16 protein-coding genes and 1 riboswitch are annotated in these 19658 nt (G+C 44.4%); of the genes, 11 read left to right on the top strand and 5 right to left on the bottom strand.

Annotated elements, in window-relative coordinates:
* Positions 1-54: 54 nt before the first annotated feature.
* Entirely contained in the window at positions 55-1020 is a 966-nt protein-coding gene (locus tag IEY13_RS25510) for a ribonucleoside-diphosphate reductase small subunit (protein ID WP_188957731.1), read from the bottom strand.
* A gap of 133 nt (positions 1021-1153) precedes the next feature.
* Positions 1154-1290: riboswitch (cobalamin riboswitch) on the bottom strand.
* Between the two features lie 132 nt (positions 1291-1422).
* Positions 1423-1644, bottom strand: a complete 222-nt coding sequence (locus IEY13_RS25505; RefSeq protein ID WP_188957729.1) for a cysteine-rich CWC family protein — start codon at positions 1642-1644, stop codon at positions 1423-1425.
* A 105-nt stretch (positions 1645-1749) separates the two neighbouring features.
* Here IEY13_RS25505 and IEY13_RS25500 point away from each other — a divergent pair, with 105 nt between their 5' ends.
* The 4 genes from IEY13_RS25500 to IEY13_RS25485 all read left to right on the top strand — a co-directional run bounded on the left by IEY13_RS25500 (position 1750) and on the right by IEY13_RS25485 (position 6642).
* Positions 1750-2634 (top strand): DUF4349 domain-containing protein, encoded by an 885-nt coding sequence (locus tag IEY13_RS25500; RefSeq protein ID WP_188957727.1) that lies wholly within the window; start codon positions 1750-1752, stop codon positions 2632-2634.
* Between the two features lie 72 nt (positions 2635-2706).
* Positions 2707-4167, top strand: a complete 1461-nt coding sequence (locus IEY13_RS25495) for a TolC family protein (RefSeq protein ID WP_188957725.1) — start codon at positions 2707-2709, stop codon at positions 4165-4167.
* 29 nt (positions 4168-4196) lie between these two features.
* Positions 4197-5579: an efflux RND transporter periplasmic adaptor subunit gene (locus IEY13_RS25490; protein ID WP_188957723.1), complete on the top strand. Its 1383-nt coding sequence runs from the start codon at positions 4197-4199 to the stop codon at positions 5577-5579.
* Positions 5580-5631: 52 nt separating this feature from the next.
* A complete protein-coding gene (locus IEY13_RS25485) occupies positions 5632-6642 on the top strand; it encodes an NAD(P)H-dependent glycerol-3-phosphate dehydrogenase (protein WP_188957721.1) in 1011 nt (336 codons plus the stop codon).
* Positions 6643-6654: 12 nt separating this feature from the next.
* Here IEY13_RS25485 and hemW read toward each other — a convergent pair whose 3' ends face one another.
* Positions 6655-7788, bottom strand: coding sequence for a radical SAM family heme chaperone HemW (gene hemW / locus IEY13_RS25480; protein WP_188957719.1), 1134 nt, complete (start codon positions 7786-7788; stop codon positions 6655-6657).
* 97 nt (positions 7789-7885) lie between these two features.
* Between hemW and IEY13_RS25475 the strand changes: the two genes are divergently transcribed.
* The 7 genes from IEY13_RS25475 (at position 7886) to porN (ending at position 17016) form a co-directional block, all read left to right on the top strand.
* The gene (locus IEY13_RS25475; RefSeq protein WP_188957714.1) at positions 7886-8884 is read left to right on the top strand and encodes a DUF4271 domain-containing protein; all 999 of its coding nucleotides are present in this window, start codon (positions 7886-7888) and stop codon (positions 8882-8884) included.
* Between the two features lie 32 nt (positions 8885-8916).
* On the top strand, positions 8917-9723 hold the full coding sequence (locus IEY13_RS25470) for a uroporphyrinogen-III synthase (protein WP_188957712.1): 807 nt from the start codon (positions 8917-8919) through the stop codon (positions 9721-9723).
* Positions 9724-9736: 13 nt separating this feature from the next.
* Complete coding sequence (locus IEY13_RS25465; RefSeq protein ID WP_188957710.1) at positions 9737-11794, top strand: thioredoxin domain-containing protein; 2058 nt, start codon at positions 9737-9739, stop codon at positions 11792-11794.
* Positions 11795-12128: 334 nt separating this feature from the next.
* Positions 12129-13415 carry a T9SS ring complex lipoprotein PorK/GldK gene (gene porK, locus IEY13_RS25460; protein ID WP_188957708.1) on the top strand — a complete coding sequence of 429 codons (1287 nt, stop codon included), beginning with the start codon at positions 12129-12131 and terminating at the stop codon, positions 13413-13415.
* Positions 13416-13563: 148 nt separating this feature from the next.
* Positions 13564-14322, top strand: coding sequence for a type IX secretion system motor protein PorL/GldL (porL, locus tag IEY13_RS25455; protein WP_188957702.1), 759 nt, complete (start codon positions 13564-13566; stop codon positions 14320-14322).
* Between the two features lie 63 nt (positions 14323-14385).
* A complete protein-coding gene (gene porM, locus IEY13_RS25450) occupies positions 14386-15921 on the top strand; it encodes a type IX secretion system motor protein PorM/GldM (protein WP_188957699.1) in 1536 nt (511 codons plus the stop codon).
* Between the two features lie 21 nt (positions 15922-15942).
* Positions 15943-17016, top strand: coding sequence for a type IX secretion system ring subunit PorN/GldN (porN, locus tag IEY13_RS25445; RefSeq protein WP_188957697.1), 1074 nt, complete (start codon positions 15943-15945; stop codon positions 17014-17016).
* Positions 17017-17229: 213 nt separating this feature from the next.
* Here porN and uvrC read toward each other — a convergent pair whose 3' ends face one another.
* On the bottom strand, positions 17230-19050 hold the full coding sequence (gene uvrC / locus IEY13_RS25440; RefSeq protein ID WP_188957695.1) for an excinuclease ABC subunit UvrC: 1821 nt from the start codon (positions 19048-19050) through the stop codon (positions 17230-17232).
* Between the two features lie 15 nt (positions 19051-19065).
* Positions 19066-19656, bottom strand: coding sequence for a hypothetical protein (locus IEY13_RS25435; RefSeq protein ID WP_188957693.1), 591 nt, complete (start codon positions 19654-19656; stop codon positions 19066-19068).
* Between the last annotated feature and the right edge of the window lie 2 nt (positions 19657-19658).

Raw genomic sequence — 19658 nt, 5'->3', positions numbered from 1 at the left:
ATAAAGTCATGTCATGAGTGCTTGAGTGGATCATTGTGCTGCAAGGTGTAAAAGCTAGAAGTCTTCATCCGTAGAAAAAACCTCCTGCTCTTTGCTGGAAGTAACGCCCGCCTTCTGGTAGTCGCCCACTCTTTTTTCAAAGAAGTTGGTCTTGCCCTGGAGGGATATCATTTCCATAAAATCAAACGGATTGGTAGCATTAAAAATCTTAGGATAACCCAGTGCGCTTATCCATCTGTCGGCTACAAACTCAATGTATTGTTTCATTAAGTCGGCGTTCATACCAATCAGGCGAACGGGCAGCGCTTCTGTAATAAACTCTTTCTCTATACGTACCGCGTCGGCAATAATTTCCGTTACGCTTTCCTGCGATAGTTTGTTGTTAAGCATGCTGTACAGCAGGCAGGCAAATTCGCAATGCAGCCCTTCATCGCGGCTGATCAGTTCATTGCTGAAGCTTAAGCCTGGCATAAGGCCTCTTTTCTTTAACCAGAAAATAGAACAAAAGCTGCCACTGAAAAAGATACCTTCCACGGCGGCAAAGGCTACCAGCCGCTCAGCAAACGTGCCCTTCTCAATCCAGCGCAGCGCCCACTCTGCCTTTTTAGTAACCGCGGGCACGGTTTCAATAGCATTGAACAGTTTGTTTTTTTCGGCAGCATCTTTTATGTAGGTATCAATCAGCAGCGCATAAGTTTCGGAGTGAATGTTCTCCATCATTATCTGAAAACCATAAAAGCATCTGGCTTCAGGTAACTGCACCTCACTCATAAAGTTAACGGCCAGGTTTTCATTTACAATGCCATCGCTGGCAGCAAAAAAGGCCAGTATGTGCTTTATAAAATGCTGTTCTCCTTCGTTCATCGTTTCCCAGTCTTTCATGTCCTGCGAAAGATCAATTTCTTCGGCAGTCCAGAAACTGGCTTCATGCTTCTTATACATTTCCCATAAAGCGGGGTACTTAATAGGGAGCAATACAAAGCGCTCTTTATTCTCCTGTAATAAAATTTCTGTTTCCATTAACCGGGCCTTTTATGTAAATCAATGAATATCAGTGTTTCGGGCGAGACAGAGTGTAAGAACCACATACGGTAAGGGGGGCATACCGGTTATAGTTGGCTCATGCTCTGACTAGCTTAAGATGCGTAAGGGTTGTCAGCTTATTATTCAGGTTGAGTATCTGGCTTATTCTGCCTGAGCAGAAAATTACAGTTGCGCCTCAGCCCGGGACTTACACCCGGTTCCTCATAAAAATTACCGATTACTGGTACCTGAATACCCGTGCAATCTCGGAGAGAAATTCTGCCGCAGAAAAATAACTTATGAACACAATGTGCATAGCTGAAGCAATCCTTTTTAAAATGCAGAAACTGTGTGCATTATAACACAGTAAGTGTATAAACTACAATACTTTAGTGTTTATCAGAGTGGGTCGGGGAAGAATTTCTCTTTAAACATGGTGTATTTGTTTTTAAGATCGCGCAGGCAATGAATGCACAGGCAATCGCTATACCTGGCAGCTATGTGCGCACGCTCTTCTTCGTTGAGGTACAGACCGTTACACTGGCAGTTACTCACATCACCCACCTTACATTCAAAAGGTTGCTGACAACGGGGGCATATTTCGTTTTCGTGTACGGGCATAGAATAATGTGGATAAAAATAAGCCGCTTTCAGGTATGGAAAAGCAGCGTTTTTTACCTCATGGCAGAAAGCCAATTATCTATATTAACCGAAAGTTACCACTATATGAACGCAACCTTTAAGAAACGATTGAAGAAAGCCTGCCTGTTGTTGAGCCTTCCCTTTATTGTACTGTTTACTTTTAGAATGTTATACGGTTATAACGCCACGCGGTATGATGTGCTGGAAGGCAGCGGCGATGACTTCTTTAGCAGCATTACCGATTTGCGTAAAAACTATGCTTCTGAAAAGATGTATAAGGGGAATTACCAGGCACACAGCGGTTCTGAGTCTGCACAGGGAACCGGGGGTAATCAGAAGTACGAAAAAACAGCGTCTGTAAGAGCAAAGTCTTCTCAGTTTGAGAAAGATGTGGCTGTTGTGAATGCTACCACCCGACGTTTTAGTGCGGTGATACAATACGAACAGAACCTGGGTAACAACGGTAACAGAGAATCGCATTTGCTGATAGGCGTAAACCCCGCAGCATTCGATAGTTTCTATCAGGCAGTGCAGCACATAGGCCGTATTACGGCCCGTAAGGTTACCAAAGTGGATAAAACGAATGAGTACCGCCAGCTGAATGCCAAAAGAACCACGCTGGAAAATACACTGGCCTCGCTGAATGAACTGAAATCGAAAGGAGGCGCTATTGGTGACTATATTACCCTGCACGATAAAATACTGGAAATACAAAGCCAGCTGCAGGGGCTAGGCGTAGAACTGGGCAACTTCAACACCGAAAATGAGTTTTGTACCGTACGCTTTTCCTTGTACGAAGGGGCGGAACGGGCTACGGTAAGCATCTGGGCCAGACTGCGCACCTCGCTGGAATGGACCATACAGTATTATTGTCTGCTGATGGTGGCACTGGCTTCTATGGCGGGGCTGGCGTTTGTGGTATTGGTAATTGCTGAGAAACTGAAGCTGGTGGAAAAGATACGGGAATAGTCCGCCAAACCCGTAGGGGCTCCGTTCATCAAATTTTGGAAATTATGCGCCTGATTCGGTTATTTTTGTTACATGGGAAAACGACTTCTGGTTTTACTGGCAGCTGCAATGCCCTGTGCACTGCTGGCTCAGGAAAAATGGACTTTACGCCGTAGCGTGGAGTATGCCGTTAAAAATAATATATCCGTAAAGCAGGCCGATGTTCAGCTGCGTATCAGCGAATTGCAACTGAAACAGGCACGGTTAAATCAGGTGCCCAGTGTTGGGTTTAATACCGGTTTGGGTACGCAGTTCGGTCGTTCCATCGACCCCACCACCAACCAGTTTACCACTACGCAGTTACTGTATCAGAACCTGGGTTTACAGGGTAACATTCCTATTTATGGTTTTGGTCAGTTGAAGCATGCTATCAGTGCTGCCAGGTTTAGTGCCGAAGCCTCGCTGAAAGATGTGGAAAGAGCAGCCAATGATGTGTCTATGAACGTAGCCACTTATTACCTGCAGGTGCTGGCTGCCAAAGAGCAGATTAATATATCCGAAGTACAGATTAAACAGGATCTGGCGCAATACAAAGACACCAAAAGCCGGGTGGATGCCGGTGCGTTACCAGAACTGAATCTGGCAGAGATAGAATCGCAGCTGGCTACAGACAGCATCAGTCTTATTACCGCCAAAGCCACCTTCGATCAGAATGTATTATCGTTAAAAGCCCTGCTGAATATTGATGCAGGAGATGCTTTTGAGGTGGATACGCCGCCGATGGACCAGATACCACTGGAAAGTATTGCAGACATGCAACCTGACTATGTGTATCAGCTGGCGATGGCCAATCAGCCCCTGCAAAAGGTAAACGAGTTGAAGATAAAGAGTGCCGAGAAAACCATACAGGCCAATAAAGCCGCCATGTATCCGGTATTATCTGCGGGGTATAATCTCAACTCCCGTTTCTCTAATTCCCTTCGTACGGTTGACCCATCTACGTTAAGTGTTTCCGGTTACAGGCTGGTAGACGGAACGGTAGCACGGTATAACAATATGGATCTGCCTGTTTACAATGCAACTGTTACCTACGATTATCAAAGCCTGCCTTTTGGCAAGTGGTGGGGCGGCTACGGCAGACAGATTAAAGACAACTTTAGCCAGGCCGTAGGGCTTACCTTGTCGGTACCCATTTTTAACAGTGGCAATACTACCCGCATTAATTACCAGCAGTCTGTACTGAACCTGAAGAACCTGCAACTGCAGAAAGACCAGGCCAATCAGGACCTGCAACAGAACATATACAAGGCACACGTTAACGCCGTATCTGCCATGCAGAAGTATTATGCGGGCGAACGCAGTGTGGTTACCGCCCAGAAAGCCTATGATTTTGCAACCAAACGTTATGAAGTAGGGTTGTTAAGTTCTATAGACCTCCTCACCAACCAGAACAACCTGTTAAAGGCCAAGCTGCAGCAGCTGAGCAATCAGTACGAATATGTATTTCGTATGAAGCTGCTGGAGTTTTACAAAGGCCAGGGGCTTAAACTATAAAATTCAATGATCCTGAAACCGTTTCACATATGAGCAAAAGTTTAAAATGGATAATCGGCTCGCTGGTGTTAGTGATAGTGCTGTTGGTGGTACTGAAGAAGGCCGGTGTATTTGGTAAAGATGAAGGCACTAAAGTAACCGCTGAAAAAGCCACCGTACGGTCTATTACCGAAACGGTAACTGCCAGTGGTAAAGTATATCCCGAAGTAGAGGTAAAAATCAGTTCTGATATATCCGGTGAAATTGTGGAGCTGACCATTGCAGAGGGTGACACAGTACGTAAGGGACAGATGCTGGCCCGCATTTATGCAGATATCTATGCCTCTCAGCGCGATCAGGCAGCGGCCATGGTTTCTCAGAGCGAGGCGCAGGTGTCTAACGCCAGAGCGCAGTTAGGTGCCCTGAAAGCTTCTCTGGACCAGACCGAAGCTGCTTATAAAAGGCAAAAGACCTTACTGGACCAGAAGGTGATTTCCCAGTCGGAGTTTGAAACAGCCTCTCAGGCTTATTTTGCCGCAGTAGCTAACTACAAGGCTGCTGAGGATAATATCAATGCCAACCAGGCGGGTGTAAGAAGCGCCGTAGCCAGTTTAAACAGGGCCAGTAAAGATGTAAGCAGAACTACTATTTCCGCCCCTATGGACGGCGTGGTTAGCCTGATGCTGGTAAAGAAAGGCGAACGTGTGGTGGGTACCGCGCAAATGACCGGTACGGAAATGATGCGTATTGCTGACCTGAACAGTATTGAGGTGCAGGTAGAGGTAGGTGAAAATGATATTCCTAAAGTTAAGATAGGCGATAGCGCCCTGGTAGAGGTGGATGCGTATAACAACCGCAAGTTTAAAGGTGTGGTGTACAAAATAGCCAACCCTTCTACGGCTGCTACTACCAGCGCTACTTCTTCTTCCACTACTATTACCAATTATCAGGTGCATATCCGTTTACTGGCAGACAGTTACCGCGACATGATTGTAAAAGGTCGTCCGTTTCCGTTCCGTCCTAACATGACCGCCAGTGCTGATATTCAAACCAATACACATGCTACAGCGTTGTCTGTTCCGTTGAATGCGGTTACTACCCGCGATAAAAAGAACGACGAGGCCACCAGCAAGGAAAAAGGTAAAGCGGACAATAAAACAGAGAACAACACTACGAATAACGACAACAAAGAGGCCGATAAGGACGATTTACAGGAAGTAGTGTTTGTGCTGCAGAAAGATGGCACGGTAAGTAAAGTGGTAGTGAAAACCGGTATTCAGGACATTAATAATATAGAAATCACCTCCGGCCTGAAAGCAGGCGATGAGGTGATAACCGGACCGTACGATGTGGTAAGCAAGCAGCTGAAGCAGGGTACAAAGGTGAAGGTTGTACCGAAAGACCAACTGGTGCAGACTTTTAAGAAGAATTAAAACAATTCTCTTATGTTTGCCGCCTGATTACTGGTTTTAAACAGGCGTGATTATGCAGTTTGGTGTAATAGGAAGTGGCAGCTGGGCTACCGCACTGGCAAAGATTCTTACCGATGGTAAGCATCATATTGCGTGGTGGGTACGTAACGGAGATACGATACAATACATCCGTCAGCGGAAGCATAACCCTCATTATTTAAGTTCGGCTTATTTTGACAACAGCCTGCTGGACATGTATGATACTGTGCAGCAGGTTGTGGCCAAATCAGACGTTATAATAGTAGCAGTACCTTCGGCGTATGTAACCGCCGCATTGGAAACACTGCCTGCGGATGCCCTGGAAGGCAAGAAAATAGTATCGGCCGTAAAAGGTATACTACCCGATACCAATCAACTGCTGCACGAATACCTGAGCCAGCGCTTTCAGGTAGATGTTCACGATTATTTTACCGTACTGGGTCCCTGCCATGCAGAGGAAGTTGCTTCTGAAAAGCTATCCTATCTCACCTTTTCCGGTTTGGACGAAGCTGCTGCCGGAGAAATAGCCGCTTACTTTCACAACGACTATATTAATACTGTGGTTAACCATGATGTAGTGGGTGCACAGTATGCTGCGGTACTTAAAAACATCTACGCCCTGGGCGCTGGTATTGCCCACGGTCTGGAATACGGTGATAACTTCTTAAGCGTATACATAGCCAATGCGGCAGATGAAATGAACCGCTTTCTGCAACGCTCTATTTTGCACTACCCACCGGGTGTGGAAAGGGAGCCTATTAATTATACAGCCTCTGTATACCTGGGCGATTTGCTGGTAACCTGTTACTCGCTCTACAGCCGCAACCGTATGTTTGGTAACATGATTGGGAAAGGCTACTCTGTTAAAGCAGCCACCCTGGAACTGAACATGGTGGCAGAAGGCTATAACGCCAGCAAATGTGTGTACCAGACCAATAAGGAGTTTATGGTAGACATGCCTATTGCGGCCACTATTTATAAAATTTTATGGGAGCACCTGCCTGCGGGCGAGGGCTTTGGCAGAATTGAAAGTACACTGATGTAAGTGCGGGTACGTTTACACAAACAGATCTGCGGCTATACCATCCGCCAGAAACCTGCCCTGCGGGGTAATAATCAAAGTGTCTTTCTCCAGCGTCATCAGTTGCTGGCTGATGTATTTCTCTGCTGCTTTCTTCAGTTGTTGTACTGTTTTAACGCCTGCTTCTCCGGGCTGTATCTGCGTAATTTTGGGTAGCCACAGCCCCTCCATAGTACGCAGGCTGGTCATAATATACTCATTCAACTGTTGTTCCTGCGTTAGTTGTTCTACCTCAAATGGTACGGTATTGTTCTGGATGCTTTGAATATAAAGCGCATTGTTGGCAATATTCCACTGCCGGCTGGTGCCATTGAAGGAGTGTGCTGCCGGCCCCAGGCCCAGATAGTGGGCGCCAGACCAATAGTTGCTGTTGTGCCGGCTGCGGAAGCCCGGTTGTGCAAAGTTAGATATCTCGTAATGCTCATAACCGGCTGCGGCAGTCCATTCCATCAGCTGCTCAAAATGGCGGCCCTGTTTATCGGTATCCACATCTTCTTTGGTGTGTTTGGTTATCATCTTCTCCAGCGCTGTACCTTGCTCTACTGTTAGCGCATAGCAACTCAGATGCGGCACCTGTAAGTCGATGGCGGTTTGCACGTTTTGCTTCCAGTGCTCATCTGTAAGGGTAGGGCCGCCGTAAATAAGATCAATGGTAATATTATTAAACCCCGCTGCTTTGGCCAGCAGTATCGCTTCTTTGGCCTGACCAGCGTTGTGAGCCCGGTTCATCCATTGCAGGTCTTCCTCAAAAAAAGATTGAATACCTATGCTGAGGCGGTTAATGCCCGCTTGTTTCCACAGTTGCAGGCTGGTGGGGTTAATGTCGTCCGGGTTGGTTTCCAGCGTAATTTCTGCATCTGCTGCCACGGCAAACCGGCTGCGAAGGCAGGTAAGCAAATGCTGTAATATATCCGGAGCCAGCAGGGAAGGGGTTCCCCCGCCAAAATAAACCGTCTGTACTGCCTCGTTCAGGTAAGATTGTTGCAGTTCCATTTCTTTTTCCATGGCAGCCACCAGTGCGTCCATGGTTTTTAAAGAGGTAGAGAAATGGAAGTTGCAATAATGGCAGGCTTTTTTACAATAAGGAATATGAAGATAGATACCTGCCATGAATGGAACTGTTTATCCGGCAAAAGTACTTGATTGCACAGAGTTTGCCATAGTGGAAGTTGATAGGTTGAATACGTGTTTATATATTTGTTCACTCATGCTAAAGCATCTCATTGTTATATTTCTGGCCCTTATTCCTGTTCAGTTATGGGCGCAGACAGATAGTACCCCGCCGCCGGTAACCCAGCCCAAACCGGTTATCAGAAAGGCCGATTCTGTAAAAAGGGTGGCTCCGGTGGCAAAGCCAGCTGCCGATACTATCCGCCGTTTGGCCGATTCGGCCATGGTAAAGCCTGATTCTGTAAAAAGGGGGGCAGACACAGTGGTGCCTGTACGCCAACTCACCTGGCAGGAGGATACTTTGTACCAGCGTTTATTCAGAAATGCTTACCTGCCTATTGGTAAGCCTGGGGTGTTTATGATTTCACAGCAATGGGTGCGGGAATCGAAGGATAAGTTGTTTTATGTTCTGGTGGGGCTGCTACTTATATTAGGCTTTATACGGGCCAGCTTCCCCAAATACTTCACTTACCTGTTTATGCTGGTGCGGCAAACTTCTTTCCGGCAGAAACAAACACGCGAGCAGCTGTTACAGGGGCGTTTACCTTCGCTGATGATGAACATTCTGTTTCTGTTGGTGGCGGGCATTTTTGTAAGTGTGGTGTTTACGCAGAAGAAAATTACTAACATTCCGTTCTGGTATCTCGTACTGTATAGTATCCTTATTCTGGCGGGTGTTTACCTGCTGAAATTTCTGTTTCTGCGTTTTACCGGATGGGTGTTTCGCGTGTCAGAAGCCGCTGAAACCTACATTTTTATTGTGTTTCTGGTAAATAAACTCATGGCCGTGGTACTGTTGCCACTGGTATGGTTGCTGGCATTTTCCGAGGGAGATTTTAATGTAATCGTGTTTACGATTTCCACATTTATCATCGTTTTACTGCTCCTTTACAGGTACATATTGGCGCTTGCGGCCGTGCGTAACATGGTGCGGGTTAGTCCTTTTCACTTTTTTATATACCTTTGTGCCGTTGAAATATTACCTGTTTTGCTGATATATAAGGTTGTGTTCAGCAAAATGGGGCTTTCTATTTAATATTTAGTAATTGTAACCAGGGGAACAACAGCATGGTAAAAAATGGGGCAAAAAGCTTAAGCGCTAAGAAAAGCAGTGCGAAAAAAGTACTAATTACCCAGCCAAGGCCTGAGAGCGATAAATCTCCATATTTTGAGCTTGCCAGGAAGTATAATGTAGAGTTGTTTTTTCATCCGTTTATTAAACTGGAAGGAATTCCTGCGCGCGATTTCCGCAAGCAGAAGGTGGATATTGCCAGCTTTACCGCTGTTATTTTTACCAGCCGTAACGCCATCGATCATTTTTTCCGTACCTGTGAAGAAATGAAGGTGAGTATTAAGCAGGACACCAAGTACTTCTGTATTACGGAGGCGGTAGCTTTATATCTTCAGAAATTTATCCTGTACCGGAAACGTAAAGTTTTTTATGGTGCAGATGGTACTAATAAAAGTCTCTTCGACGTTATCAATAAACACAAGGAAAACGAACGTTTCCTGTATGTGTGCAGCGAGAACCAGCAAGACAATGAAATCGTAACCTGGTTAAAGACCAATAAGTGCGAGTTTCAGATGGGGTTCATGTACCGTACTGTGAGCAATGATGTGAAGGAGGTGATGGATAATCAGGTATTTGATGTGATTTGCTTTTTTACCCCCAGCGGCGTAAAGAGTCTGTTCGACAATTACCCTGAATTCAATATAAGCGAAACCCGCATCGGAGCTTTTGGTGGCAACACCGCCAAAGCCGTGGAAGACGCAGGTTTACCGCTGGAAATTAAAGCCCCTGCACCACAGGCGCCCAGCATGGTATCGGCACTGGATCAGTACCTGAACCTGAACGCGCAGAAACTGGCAAAATAATCTGTACAACATAATGGCTAACCGGCTTTTACAAGAAACCAGCCCGTATCTGCTGCAGCATGCGCATAATCCGGTAAACTGGTATGCGTGGGGAGAAGAGGCTTTGCTGAAAGCTAAAGCGGAAGATAAGCCTATACTGGTAAGTATAGGTTACGCTGCCTGCCACTGGTGTCATGTAATGGAACGGGAAAGCTTTGAAAATGAAGAAACTGCGGCGATGATGAACCGCATTTTCGTGAATATTAAAATAGACCGCGAAGAACGCCCTGATCTGGACCATATATATATGGACGCTGTACAGGCAATGACAGGTAGCGGCGGCTGGCCTCTGAATGTTTTTCTTACACCTGATCTCAAGCCTTTTTACGGGGGCACTTATTTTCCACCGGTTCGTGCCTTTAACCGCAGCAGCTGGCGGGAAACCCTGGCTGGTATTGAAGAGGCATGGAACCAACGCAGGGATGAGATAGAAGCACAATCTGAAAACCTGACTGCTCATCTGGCAAATGCCAATTCCTTCGGTATCAACCGGGCTACTGATGAAGAGAAAGCCGGGTTGTTTACAACTGGCAATCTGCAACAAATGGTGGAGAATATTCAGACTACCTACGATGCTGAGTGGGGTGGTTTTGGTAAGGCTCCTAAATTTCCCCAAACGTATACGATTCGTTTTTTACTCAGACAATATCATTTTACCGGTAATGAATCTGCGGCACAACAAGCGTTAAACACACTGGACAAGATGATTCAGGGTGGCATTTATGATCAGCTTGGTGGAGGTTTTGCGCGGTATAGTACTGACAAAGAATGGTTTGCGCCTCACTTTGAGAAAATGTTGTACGACAACGCTTTACTGGTAGGGGCGTTGGCTGAAGCTTATCAACTTACCCAGGAGCCACTATACAAAGCGGTGATTGAAGAAACCCTTGCTTTTACGGAGCGTGAGCTGATGTCGCCCGATTTTGGTTTTTACAGCGCACTGGATGCAGATAGTGAGGGGGTGGAAGGTTTGTTTTACACCTGGCAGAAAGCAGAGATTGATGCTTTACTGGGAGAAGATGCTCCTTTATTCTGCGCGTTATATAATGTAACTGAAGAAGGCAACTGGCACGAAGGGCATACTAATATATTATGGTTACCAGAGTCGCTGGCTGAATTTGCCAGGAACAGTGGATTGACGGAGCGTGAGTTGGCTGATAAAATACAGCAATGGAAGCAGTTGTTAATGCCGGTACGTTCACAACGTATTCGCCCTTTGCTGGATGATAAAATTCTGTTGGGCTGGAACCTGTTGATGAATACCGCTTATTGCGAAGCTTTCAGTGCATTGGGCAACCCCCATTATCTGGAAGTAGCCGAAAAGAATATCCGCTTTCTCGAAACCCATCTGAAAACAGTAACCACAGAATGGAAACATACGTGGAAAGACGGGCAAGTGAAGTTTCCTGCATTTCTGGATGATTATTCTTATCTGGTACAGGCTTATCTGAAATTGCAGGAGGTAACCGGTGATGCTGATTACCTCCTGAAGGCAAAAGAAGTGGTGGAATATCTGGAGGAGCATTTTGGAGATGAGGAGGGGGGCTATTTTATGTTTACCCATCGTGATCAGCAGGATATTGTACTGAGGAAGAAGGAAGTATATGACGGTGCCACACCTTCGGGCAATGCCATCATGGCCAATAATCTTTACTACCTGTCTATTATATTTGACAACCGTAACTGGCAGGTACGGGCGGAGAAAATGATCAGTGGGCTGGGGCAGGCTATTGTACGGTATCCCACTTCGTTCGGGTGCTGGGCATTACTGTTGCAGGCAGTTGTAGAGGGGGTGCATGAGGTTGCAGTAGTTGGTGAAAATGCCGCCGCAATAATTAATGAATTAATAACCCATTATATTCCCGTAAAAATTATTCAACGTTCTGGGGGATCGGATCAGTTTTTTCCACTATTAGAAAACAGGAAGTCCGGAACCGGCCAAACGCAGATTTTCCTTTGTAAAAATTACAGCTGTCAGAGGCCTGTTACTTCGGTGAAGGACTTTTTAGGCTTGTTACGGGGTGAATTGTAGGGAAAAATAAGGGGGGTATATAATAAGAAACGGTAAGAAAACGTTAAGAAAAGCAAATAGTAAGGATATTTGACGACTGAAATGAAAGAAGATAGATAAAAACCGGAAGTTTAACAATCCCGTATAATAAACATTAATTAATACCTGAAGATATGGGTTCGTTTGGCTTTTCCTCCTATATTTACATCATTCTGAAAAATGGATTTGTGTCATATAATAAAAACAAATATTTTTCAGTTTTGGTTCAGTTAATTGCTGAAAAACGCAAATTGCCGGACTTTAGAGTAGATAAAGTAATATTAGCCAATACCCTTCAATAACCTTTATTGACAAGATGAGAAGCCAATTATTTGCAGTAAGCGCACTAACTGCCCTGACCGCTCTACTGGTGTTAAGCGGATGTAAGTCTGGTGGTCCGAAAGGTGGAGTACCTAATGACGGCCAGCTTCATGGAGTTGCTCCCAGTTCACGTGGAAGCATGGGCAGACCGATCGGAATGGTGTATGTGCCGCCAGGGACTTTCCACATGGGCCCAAGTGATGAAGACATTAACTACAGTTACACAGCACGCAACAAAGCTGTGTCTATCAATGGCTTCTGGATGGATGCTACCGAAATTACCAACAACGAGTACCGTCAGTTTGTAAACTGGGTAAGAGATTCTCTTGCTGCAGTGGAAATGGGATATTTTAAAACCGGTAATGCCGGCGACACCATTGTAGACTGGGCTAAAGCCAGGACTATTAAGTATGGTGACAAAGGAACACTCGAAAAGCTGAACAAACTGGTATTGGCACCTGACAACAGGCTTTATAACAAAATCGAGATCGATCCTGAAAAAATCGTTTATAACGTACAAGGCTTTAACCTGAAAGACGCTGCAAAGCGTGAAAACTCAGGTCAGAGAAGCAAATTCATCTATCGTTACAATCAGAAAGTGTATCCTGATACACTGGTTTGGATGCGCGATTTCTCTTACTCTTATAACGAGCCTATGGCTAAGCGTTACTATGCTCACCCTTCTTTCGGTAACTATCCGGTAGTGGGTGTTAGCTGGAAACAGGCTGTAGCTTTCTGTCAGTGGCGTTCTATGTACCTGAATGGCTTCCTGGAGCGTACCAAGAAAGCGCAGGAAAGCGATTTCCGCCTGCCTACAGAAGCAGAATGGGAATATGCTGCGAGAGGTGGCCGCACCCAATCTATCTATCCATGGGGTAACTACTATACCAGAAATAAAAAAGGCTGTCTGCTGGCTAACTTCAAACCAGGCAGAGGTAACTATCCTGAAGATGGCGGTTTTTATACTGTGAGAGCTGATGCATACTGGCCTAATGATTTTGGCTTGTATAACATGGCTGGTAACGTAGCAGAATGGACTTCTTCTTACTACTATGAAGGTGCTTATAACATGCAGCACGACATGAACCCGGATATTCGCTGGGACGCCAAAGAAACAGATCCTCCACGTATGAAAAGGAAAGTAGTGCGTGGTGGTAGCTGGAAAGATGTTCAGTATTATCTGCAAACCAGTGCCCGTAACTACGAGTACCAGGATACTGCAAAATCTTATATTGGTTTCCGTTGTGTAATTGATTTACCTGCTCAGCTGAGAAGACGTTAATACGTCAGCAGTGAGTTGTAGAAAATTTTAATCCGGAATTTTTCAATAAAATTAACGAACCAGGCGTTCTTTGGGGAGAAGCGTGAGTAGTGTGTATCCCTCTGAATAGTTTTCAATCAAAACCGAAATTTTAAAAAACATTTAAGTTATGGCATCAGGAGTTTCCCCAAGGGTTAACAGGCTTGTAAACATTTTCGTGTGCGTGGGTGCTGCAGTAGTAATCTTCGGCGCAATGGCTAAAATTCTTCACCTGTCCTGGGCTGACTGGGCGCTGAAGATAGGTTTAACAACAGAAGCATTGATATTCCTGGTGTACGCTTACCTGCCTCCGCCAGAAACTGGTCATGCACCAGCTGCTGCTCCTGCTCCTAAAGTAGAGAAAGGTAACCCTGCTTTAAAAAGCATGGAGAAAATGTTACAGGAAGCAGATATTACTCCAACCAATCTTTCTAAATTAAGTGATGGCTTTAAGAAGCTGGGTACCACTGTAGATAAAATGGGCGAAATCTCTGACGTAGTTGCTGCAACTGGTGATTATACTCAGAAGACAAGAGAGGCTACCCATGCATTAACTTCTGTAAAAGATGCTTATATCCAGACTGCAGGTGCACTGTCTTCTTTCAACCAGGCTTCTGACACTACCAGAACTTTCCACGAGCAGGTTCAGGTACTGACCAAGAATTTATCTTCTTTAAATACTATTTACGAATTAGAATTACAGGAAAGCAACAACCATCTGAAAGCGCTGAACCAGTTCTACGGTAAGCTGAACGAGGCTTCTACAGCTATGCAGGGTTCTGCTGATGACGCTATCAGAGCACAACACCAGATCGCTTCTCTGGCTAATAACTTAACCAGACTGAACCAGGTTTACGGTAACATGCTTACTGCAATGCAGGGTCGTTAATTAAAGCGTTTGCTTTTAAATCCTAAACATTTTTGTAAATAGTAATTAAATTATAGACGCGATATGGGACTTCCTGCGGAACCGCGGCAAAAGATGATTAACATGATGTACCTGGTGCTTACCGCACTGCTGGCACTGAACGTATCATCTGAAATTTTGAACGCATTTAAAACTGTTAACAACAGTTTGATTCATGCAAATGAGATTGTTGACGATAAGAATAAGATGGTGATGGAATCTTTTAAAGAAAAAGTAAAAGATCCCCAGACACGTGAACAGGCTGCTAAATGGGAACCTTTGGCAGAAAAAGCACAGAGCCTTTCTAACGAAACCTATAAGTATCTTGAAGACTTAAAGCAAGAGTTGAAAGTTGATGCAGGGTTGACTGTTGAGAATGGTGAAGAGCATTTTAAGGAAGACAATATGGATGTTCCAACCAAATTGTTTTTAGAAGCTCCTAAAAAGAAAGGTCCTGAATTGCTGAAGAAGCTGGAAGACTTTAAGAAGCAATTATTAGACCTTGATCCGGAAGTTAGAAAAGAGCTTGAAAAGAGCTTGCCGCTGGATCTGGCTGTACCCCATACACATGGTTCAGAGAATAACAAAGAATGGGATTACGCTTACTTTCATATGACCCCTGTTATTGCTTCTATTACAATTCTGAGCAAGTTTCAGAATGACGTAAGAAACAGCGAAGCTATGGTGCTGGACAACCTGCATAAGAGAGTAGGTGAGGTTAAGGTTATCTTCAACAAATTCCAGGCTATTGCCAGTCAGAGTTCAGCTTATTTAATGCCTGGTCAGGAGTTAGTACTGACTGGTGGTGTGGGAGCTTTTAGTGATGCAGCTAAGCCTTCTGTTACTATTGATGGTCAGTCTGTACCTTTAAACTCTGATGGTGTTGCTGAATTTAAAACAACTGTAGGCGGGCCGGGTTCTTATACAAAGAAAATGGTAATTACCTATACCAAGCCTGACGGAACATCCGGTCAGTTAAGCAAGGACATCCTGTATACTGTAGGTTCTCCTACCGGTGCAAGTGTTAGTGCTGACAGGGTTAAAGTTCTGTACATCGGACTTGATAACGATCTTTCTGTAAGTGGTGGTAACGTTGGTGATGAGAAAGTGTCTGTGAAACTGGACAATGGTTCGCTGAGTAAGACTGCCGCTGGCAAATATGTTGCGCGTCCTTCTACTCCCGGAAAGGCTACCGTTACAGTAGTGGCAGATGGTAAACCTACAACATTTGAGTTCCGCGTTAAAACTGTACCCGATCCAATTGCAATGATTGGTAAAGAAAAAGGTGGACGTGTACCGGTAAACTCACTGAAAGCGCAGGCTGGTGTACGTGCAGAACTTGAAAACTTCGTTTTTGAGGGTGTTAAGTTTGATATTCTCAGTTATGTAGTATACGGTACAGGAGCAGGCTTTAGTAACCCAGGCGTTGCTCAGAACAGAGGTGCGGCATTTAACGCAGATTCCAAGCGTGTGATCAACCAACTAAAGGGTGGTTCTACGCTGGTTATCGATGAAATTAAGGCGGTTGGCCCTGGCGGCACTACCAGAAGCCTTCCGACACTGGCCTTTAACTGTTATTAGTATTTTTAATATCGGGATAATATGAAACGTATTATTAAAATATCGGTTTTTGCAGCTTTAACCTTCGCTTTTGCAGCTTCTGTTACAGATGTGTCTGCACAGAGAACAAGAAGGCGTAGAACTACCAAGCCGGCTACTTCAGGATATGATACTCCTGCAACGGATACGGCTGCTAAACCAGCAGAAACTTCCGGATATGGTACCGCTCCTGCACAAACGGCAGCTCAACCGACCACTAATGTGCCTATTGAAGTAATTGGCAACACTGGTGGAGGTGGATTAGGAGATACTATCAAACCTTCCCTGCGGAATGACAACGCAATTGAAAGAAACCTGGTAAAAGAGCGTATTCCTTTGCCTTACGATCATATCCGTGAAGATGATGCTATTTACCGTCAGCGTATATGGCGCGTTATTGATGCAAGAGAGAAAGTAAACCTGTCTTTCCGTTACTCTGCTAATGAAGATAATGGTAACCAACGTTTCATTTCGATTCTGTATGATGCGATTATGGGACCTGATAGTGTCACAGCATTTTCAGGAGAAGACGACCGATTTACTATTCCACTTACTAAGGAGCAGGTTCAACAAACCTTTACAGGTGGAGCTGCTGCTTATGATACGGTTGATGTATACGACATGAATGGTAACGTTACTTCCAAACAAGTTCGTTCTAAAGAAATCAAAGTAGACTCGATCTATCAGTTTAAGATTAAAGAAGAGTGGATTTTTGATAAGGAATCATCCAGAATGATTGTACGTATTATAGGTATTGCACCCATGATGCACATGTATACAAGTTCTGGTCAGGACTTAAATGCCGACAGGATTCTTTTCTGGGTATACTATCCGGATCTGAGAGCTTCCCTGGCAAAACATGAGGTATTTAATGGAAAGAACTATGGTGGGCGTATGAGTTGGGAGGAGTTGTTTGAAAACAGAATGTTCTCCAGCCGCATTGTAAAGTCAACCATTGATAATCCTTTCGATAAAGACTTTAAAGATTACATTACTGATCCGCTGTTCCAATTACTGGAAGGTGAGAATGTAAAAGAGAAAATATTCAATTACGAGCAGGGCCTCTGGGCTTATTAAGACTTGTTAGTTGTAACAGCAAAATGGAGCATGATTATCATGCTCCATTTTTTGTTTTATATCAATCGCTGTTACCCGGATTTTTAATCTAAAAATCTATCCCTAAAACTTGGTGGGTTGCAAACAATGTCTATATTTGTTATGGTTTTTCATAGGATATTGGATTTTAAAACGGGGTTGGATGTCTATCCAGACCCCACTCTCTTAAAAGGGTTATTGCTTGCCGGTTTCTTCACCGTGAAAATAATTCCAGACTATTTTTCCTTTTGACGCTCCGATTTCAGCGACTATATCTTCCATAGGTAATTCTTTGATTTTTGCTACAGAACGAAAGGTTTTTAATAATTGTGTGGCTGTGCTTTCACCAATACCTTTTATGTTTTCCAGTTCATTCTTAAATGTACCTCTGCTACGTTGGTTACGGTGGAAGGTGATGCCAAAGCGGTGAACTTCATCACGTATCCTTCTGATGAGTTTTAAACTTTCACTATCCCATGGCAGTTTAAGAGATTCGCTGTCTCCCGGAAAAAACAATTCTTCCTCATTTTTTGCCAGACCAACCAACGTCATCTGGCCAATCAGATTCAGCTCGGTAATACTTTCCATTGCGGCCCCCAGCTGCCCTTTACCACCGTCAATGATAACCAGCTGTGGTAAGGGAGCATTTTCTGTAGTAAGCCTTTTATAGCGCCTGTAAACGGCTTCTTTCATGGTGGCAAAGTCATTAATACCCTGAACGGTTTTAACATTAAAGTGTCTGTAATCCTGCTTGCTGGGAATGCCTTCTTTAAAGCATACCATAGCTGATACAGGATAACTGCCCTGGAAGTTAGAGTTATCGAAACATTCGATATGTACTGGCAGTACCGGCAACTGAAGATCCTGCTGAACATTGTACAGCACCTTTTTACGTTCCATATCGGAATGACCTTCCAACTGTAGAATTTTACGCTTTTTTAGCTCTTCTCTGAAATAGTTTACATTTTTAATGGAAAGATCCAACAGCTTCTTTTTATCACCTGCTTTGGGAATGGTTAGCAGGATGCCGGGATCGGTTAATTCTATGACAAAGGGGGCTACTATTTCACCTGCAGTACTATTAAATGTCTCCCGCAGGCTGGCCGCTGCGAAGGAAAGTACTTCTTCGTCGGACTCTTCCAGTCTGGTTTCCAGTTCAACGGTATGGGTTTGAACAATAGTACCGTTTTGTACCATCAGATAGTTAACGTAGGCGGTATCGTGCTCTTTTAATATGGTAAATACATCCAGTGTGCCCAGATGTCTGCTTACGATTATTGACCGTGCCTGATAGCTTTCCAGATGATCGAGCTTTTTCCGTACCATTTCTGCTTTTTCAAATTGCAGATTCATTGCAAAAGACTTCATTTCCTGCTGAAAATGCTGGATTACGGGGCTCAGGTTGCCCTTGAGCATTTGCCTTATCTGCTGCAGGCCCTGTTCGTAGTCGTCTTCCTGCTGAAAGCTTTCGCAGGGACCTTTACAGTTACCCAGATGATATTCCAGACATACTTTGAATTTCCCTTTCTGAATGTTGTTTCGCGTGAGATTGAGCTTACAGGTTCTCAATGGAATGTACTGACGGATAAAGTCAATCAGTTCCCGCACTTTTCCCGCAGAGGTGAATGGGCCCAGATACTCTGAGCCATCGTTGATTTTGCGTCTTGTGAGAAAAACGCGGGGAAAAGGTTCTTTTTTGATAACTATGTAAGGATAGGTTTTATCGTCTTTCAGGTTAATATTAAACCTGGGTTGAAACTGTTTGATCAGGGCGTTTTCAAGAAGAAATGCATCCTGTTCTGAATCGACAATGGTGAATTCTATACGATGAATCCGCTGAACCAGTTCGTGTGTTTTATAGCTTACGAAGGTTTTGCTGAAGTAGGAGCTAACCCTTTTCCGCAAACTTTTTGCTTTGCCTACATATAGCAATGTACCTCCACTGTCGAAGTATTTATAAATACCTGGTTGAAGTGGAATAGTGCCTGCTATATTAGAAAACTGCTCTGCTGTCATATCAATATGCCTGCTTTATTCATTCCATACAATGCTGGTATGAGAGGAAAGTTCACGCCCTTTACCCGGTAAAATACTTTTGGCTATGGAACAACTTTTATTGGCCTTCCAGCCCAGCTTGTATAGGAACGTAGTATCGTTCCTGTTCTGTATAATTTGCAGAAAAATGCGTTTTACTCTTTGGGTTTCAGGTTCCAGTAATACATCTGCCTGCTGCACCGGCAAGCGCTTATTCTGTGTACTGTAGCTAAGTGTCACACTGTTTGTACTTGCATCATTGAAAGCATCTTCCCGGTAGTATTTTTTGAAAGCCGGACTATCTATATTCCATGCAACGAACAGCGTGGTAAGCGCTGCAAAGTCTGCGGAACTAATTACAACTGAATCACGCTTGCCTTCCTGCTGTGTGATGGTATAAATAAAATAAGGTGTTTTGACCACGTCGGCAATCTGAGACTGCAGAAAGCCATGAAAAGGATAAAAGGTGAGAGAATCGTTATCGTAAGTAGTAATATCGTTGGTTGTGCCCGATTTGCTTTTGCAGGAAATTGCTATGGTGGCCAGAATCAATGCTGTTGCGCCCAGAATTATACGCACTATCTTCATCG

The sequence above is a fragment of the Filimonas zeae genome, assembly GCF_014641615.1.
GTDB classification, from domain to species: domain Bacteria; phylum Bacteroidota; class Bacteroidia; order Chitinophagales; family Chitinophagaceae; genus Filimonas; species Filimonas zeae.
The sequence above is the reverse complement of the archived record's forward strand: the minus strand, read 5'-3'. Positions and strand labels throughout refer to the sequence as shown.

Coding starts and splice junctions, on each gene's coding strand:
- IEY13_RS25510 (WP_188957731.1), bottom strand. CDS start 1,020: ATGGAAACAGAAATTTTATTACAGGAGAATAAAGAGCGCTTTGTATTG.
- IEY13_RS25505 (WP_188957729.1), bottom strand. CDS start 1,644: ATGCCCGTACACGAAAACGAAATATGCCCCCGTTGTCAGCAACCTTTT.
- IEY13_RS25500 (WP_188957727.1), top strand. CDS start 1,750: ATGAACGCAACCTTTAAGAAACGATTGAAGAAAGCCTGCCTGTTGTTG.
- IEY13_RS25495 (WP_188957725.1), top strand. CDS start 2,707: ATGGGAAAACGACTTCTGGTTTTACTGGCAGCTGCAATGCCCTGTGCA.
- IEY13_RS25490 (WP_188957723.1), top strand. CDS start 4,197: ATGAGCAAAAGTTTAAAATGGATAATCGGCTCGCTGGTGTTAGTGATA.
- IEY13_RS25485 (WP_188957721.1), top strand. CDS start 5,632: ATGCAGTTTGGTGTAATAGGAAGTGGCAGCTGGGCTACCGCACTGGCA.
- hemW (WP_188957719.1), bottom strand. CDS start 7,788: ATGGCAGGTATCTATCTTCATATTCCTTATTGTAAAAAAGCCTGCCAT.
- IEY13_RS25475 (WP_188957714.1), top strand. CDS start 7,886: ATGCTAAAGCATCTCATTGTTATATTTCTGGCCCTTATTCCTGTTCAG.
- IEY13_RS25470 (WP_188957712.1), top strand. CDS start 8,917: ATGGTAAAAAATGGGGCAAAAAGCTTAAGCGCTAAGAAAAGCAGTGCG.
- IEY13_RS25465 (WP_188957710.1), top strand. CDS start 9,737: ATGGCTAACCGGCTTTTACAAGAAACCAGCCCGTATCTGCTGCAGCAT.
- porK (WP_188957708.1), top strand. CDS start 12,129: ATGAGAAGCCAATTATTTGCAGTAAGCGCACTAACTGCCCTGACCGCT.
- porL (WP_188957702.1), top strand. CDS start 13,564: ATGGCATCAGGAGTTTCCCCAAGGGTTAACAGGCTTGTAAACATTTTC.
- porM (WP_188957699.1), top strand. CDS start 14,386: ATGGGACTTCCTGCGGAACCGCGGCAAAAGATGATTAACATGATGTAC.
- porN (WP_188957697.1), top strand. CDS start 15,943: ATGAAACGTATTATTAAAATATCGGTTTTTGCAGCTTTAACCTTCGCT.
- uvrC (WP_188957695.1), bottom strand. CDS start 19,050: ATGACAGCAGAGCAGTTTTCTAATATAGCAGGCACTATTCCACTTCAA.
- IEY13_RS25435 (WP_188957693.1), bottom strand. CDS start 19,656: ATGAAGATAGTGCGTATAATTCTGGGCGCAACAGCATTGATTCTGGCC.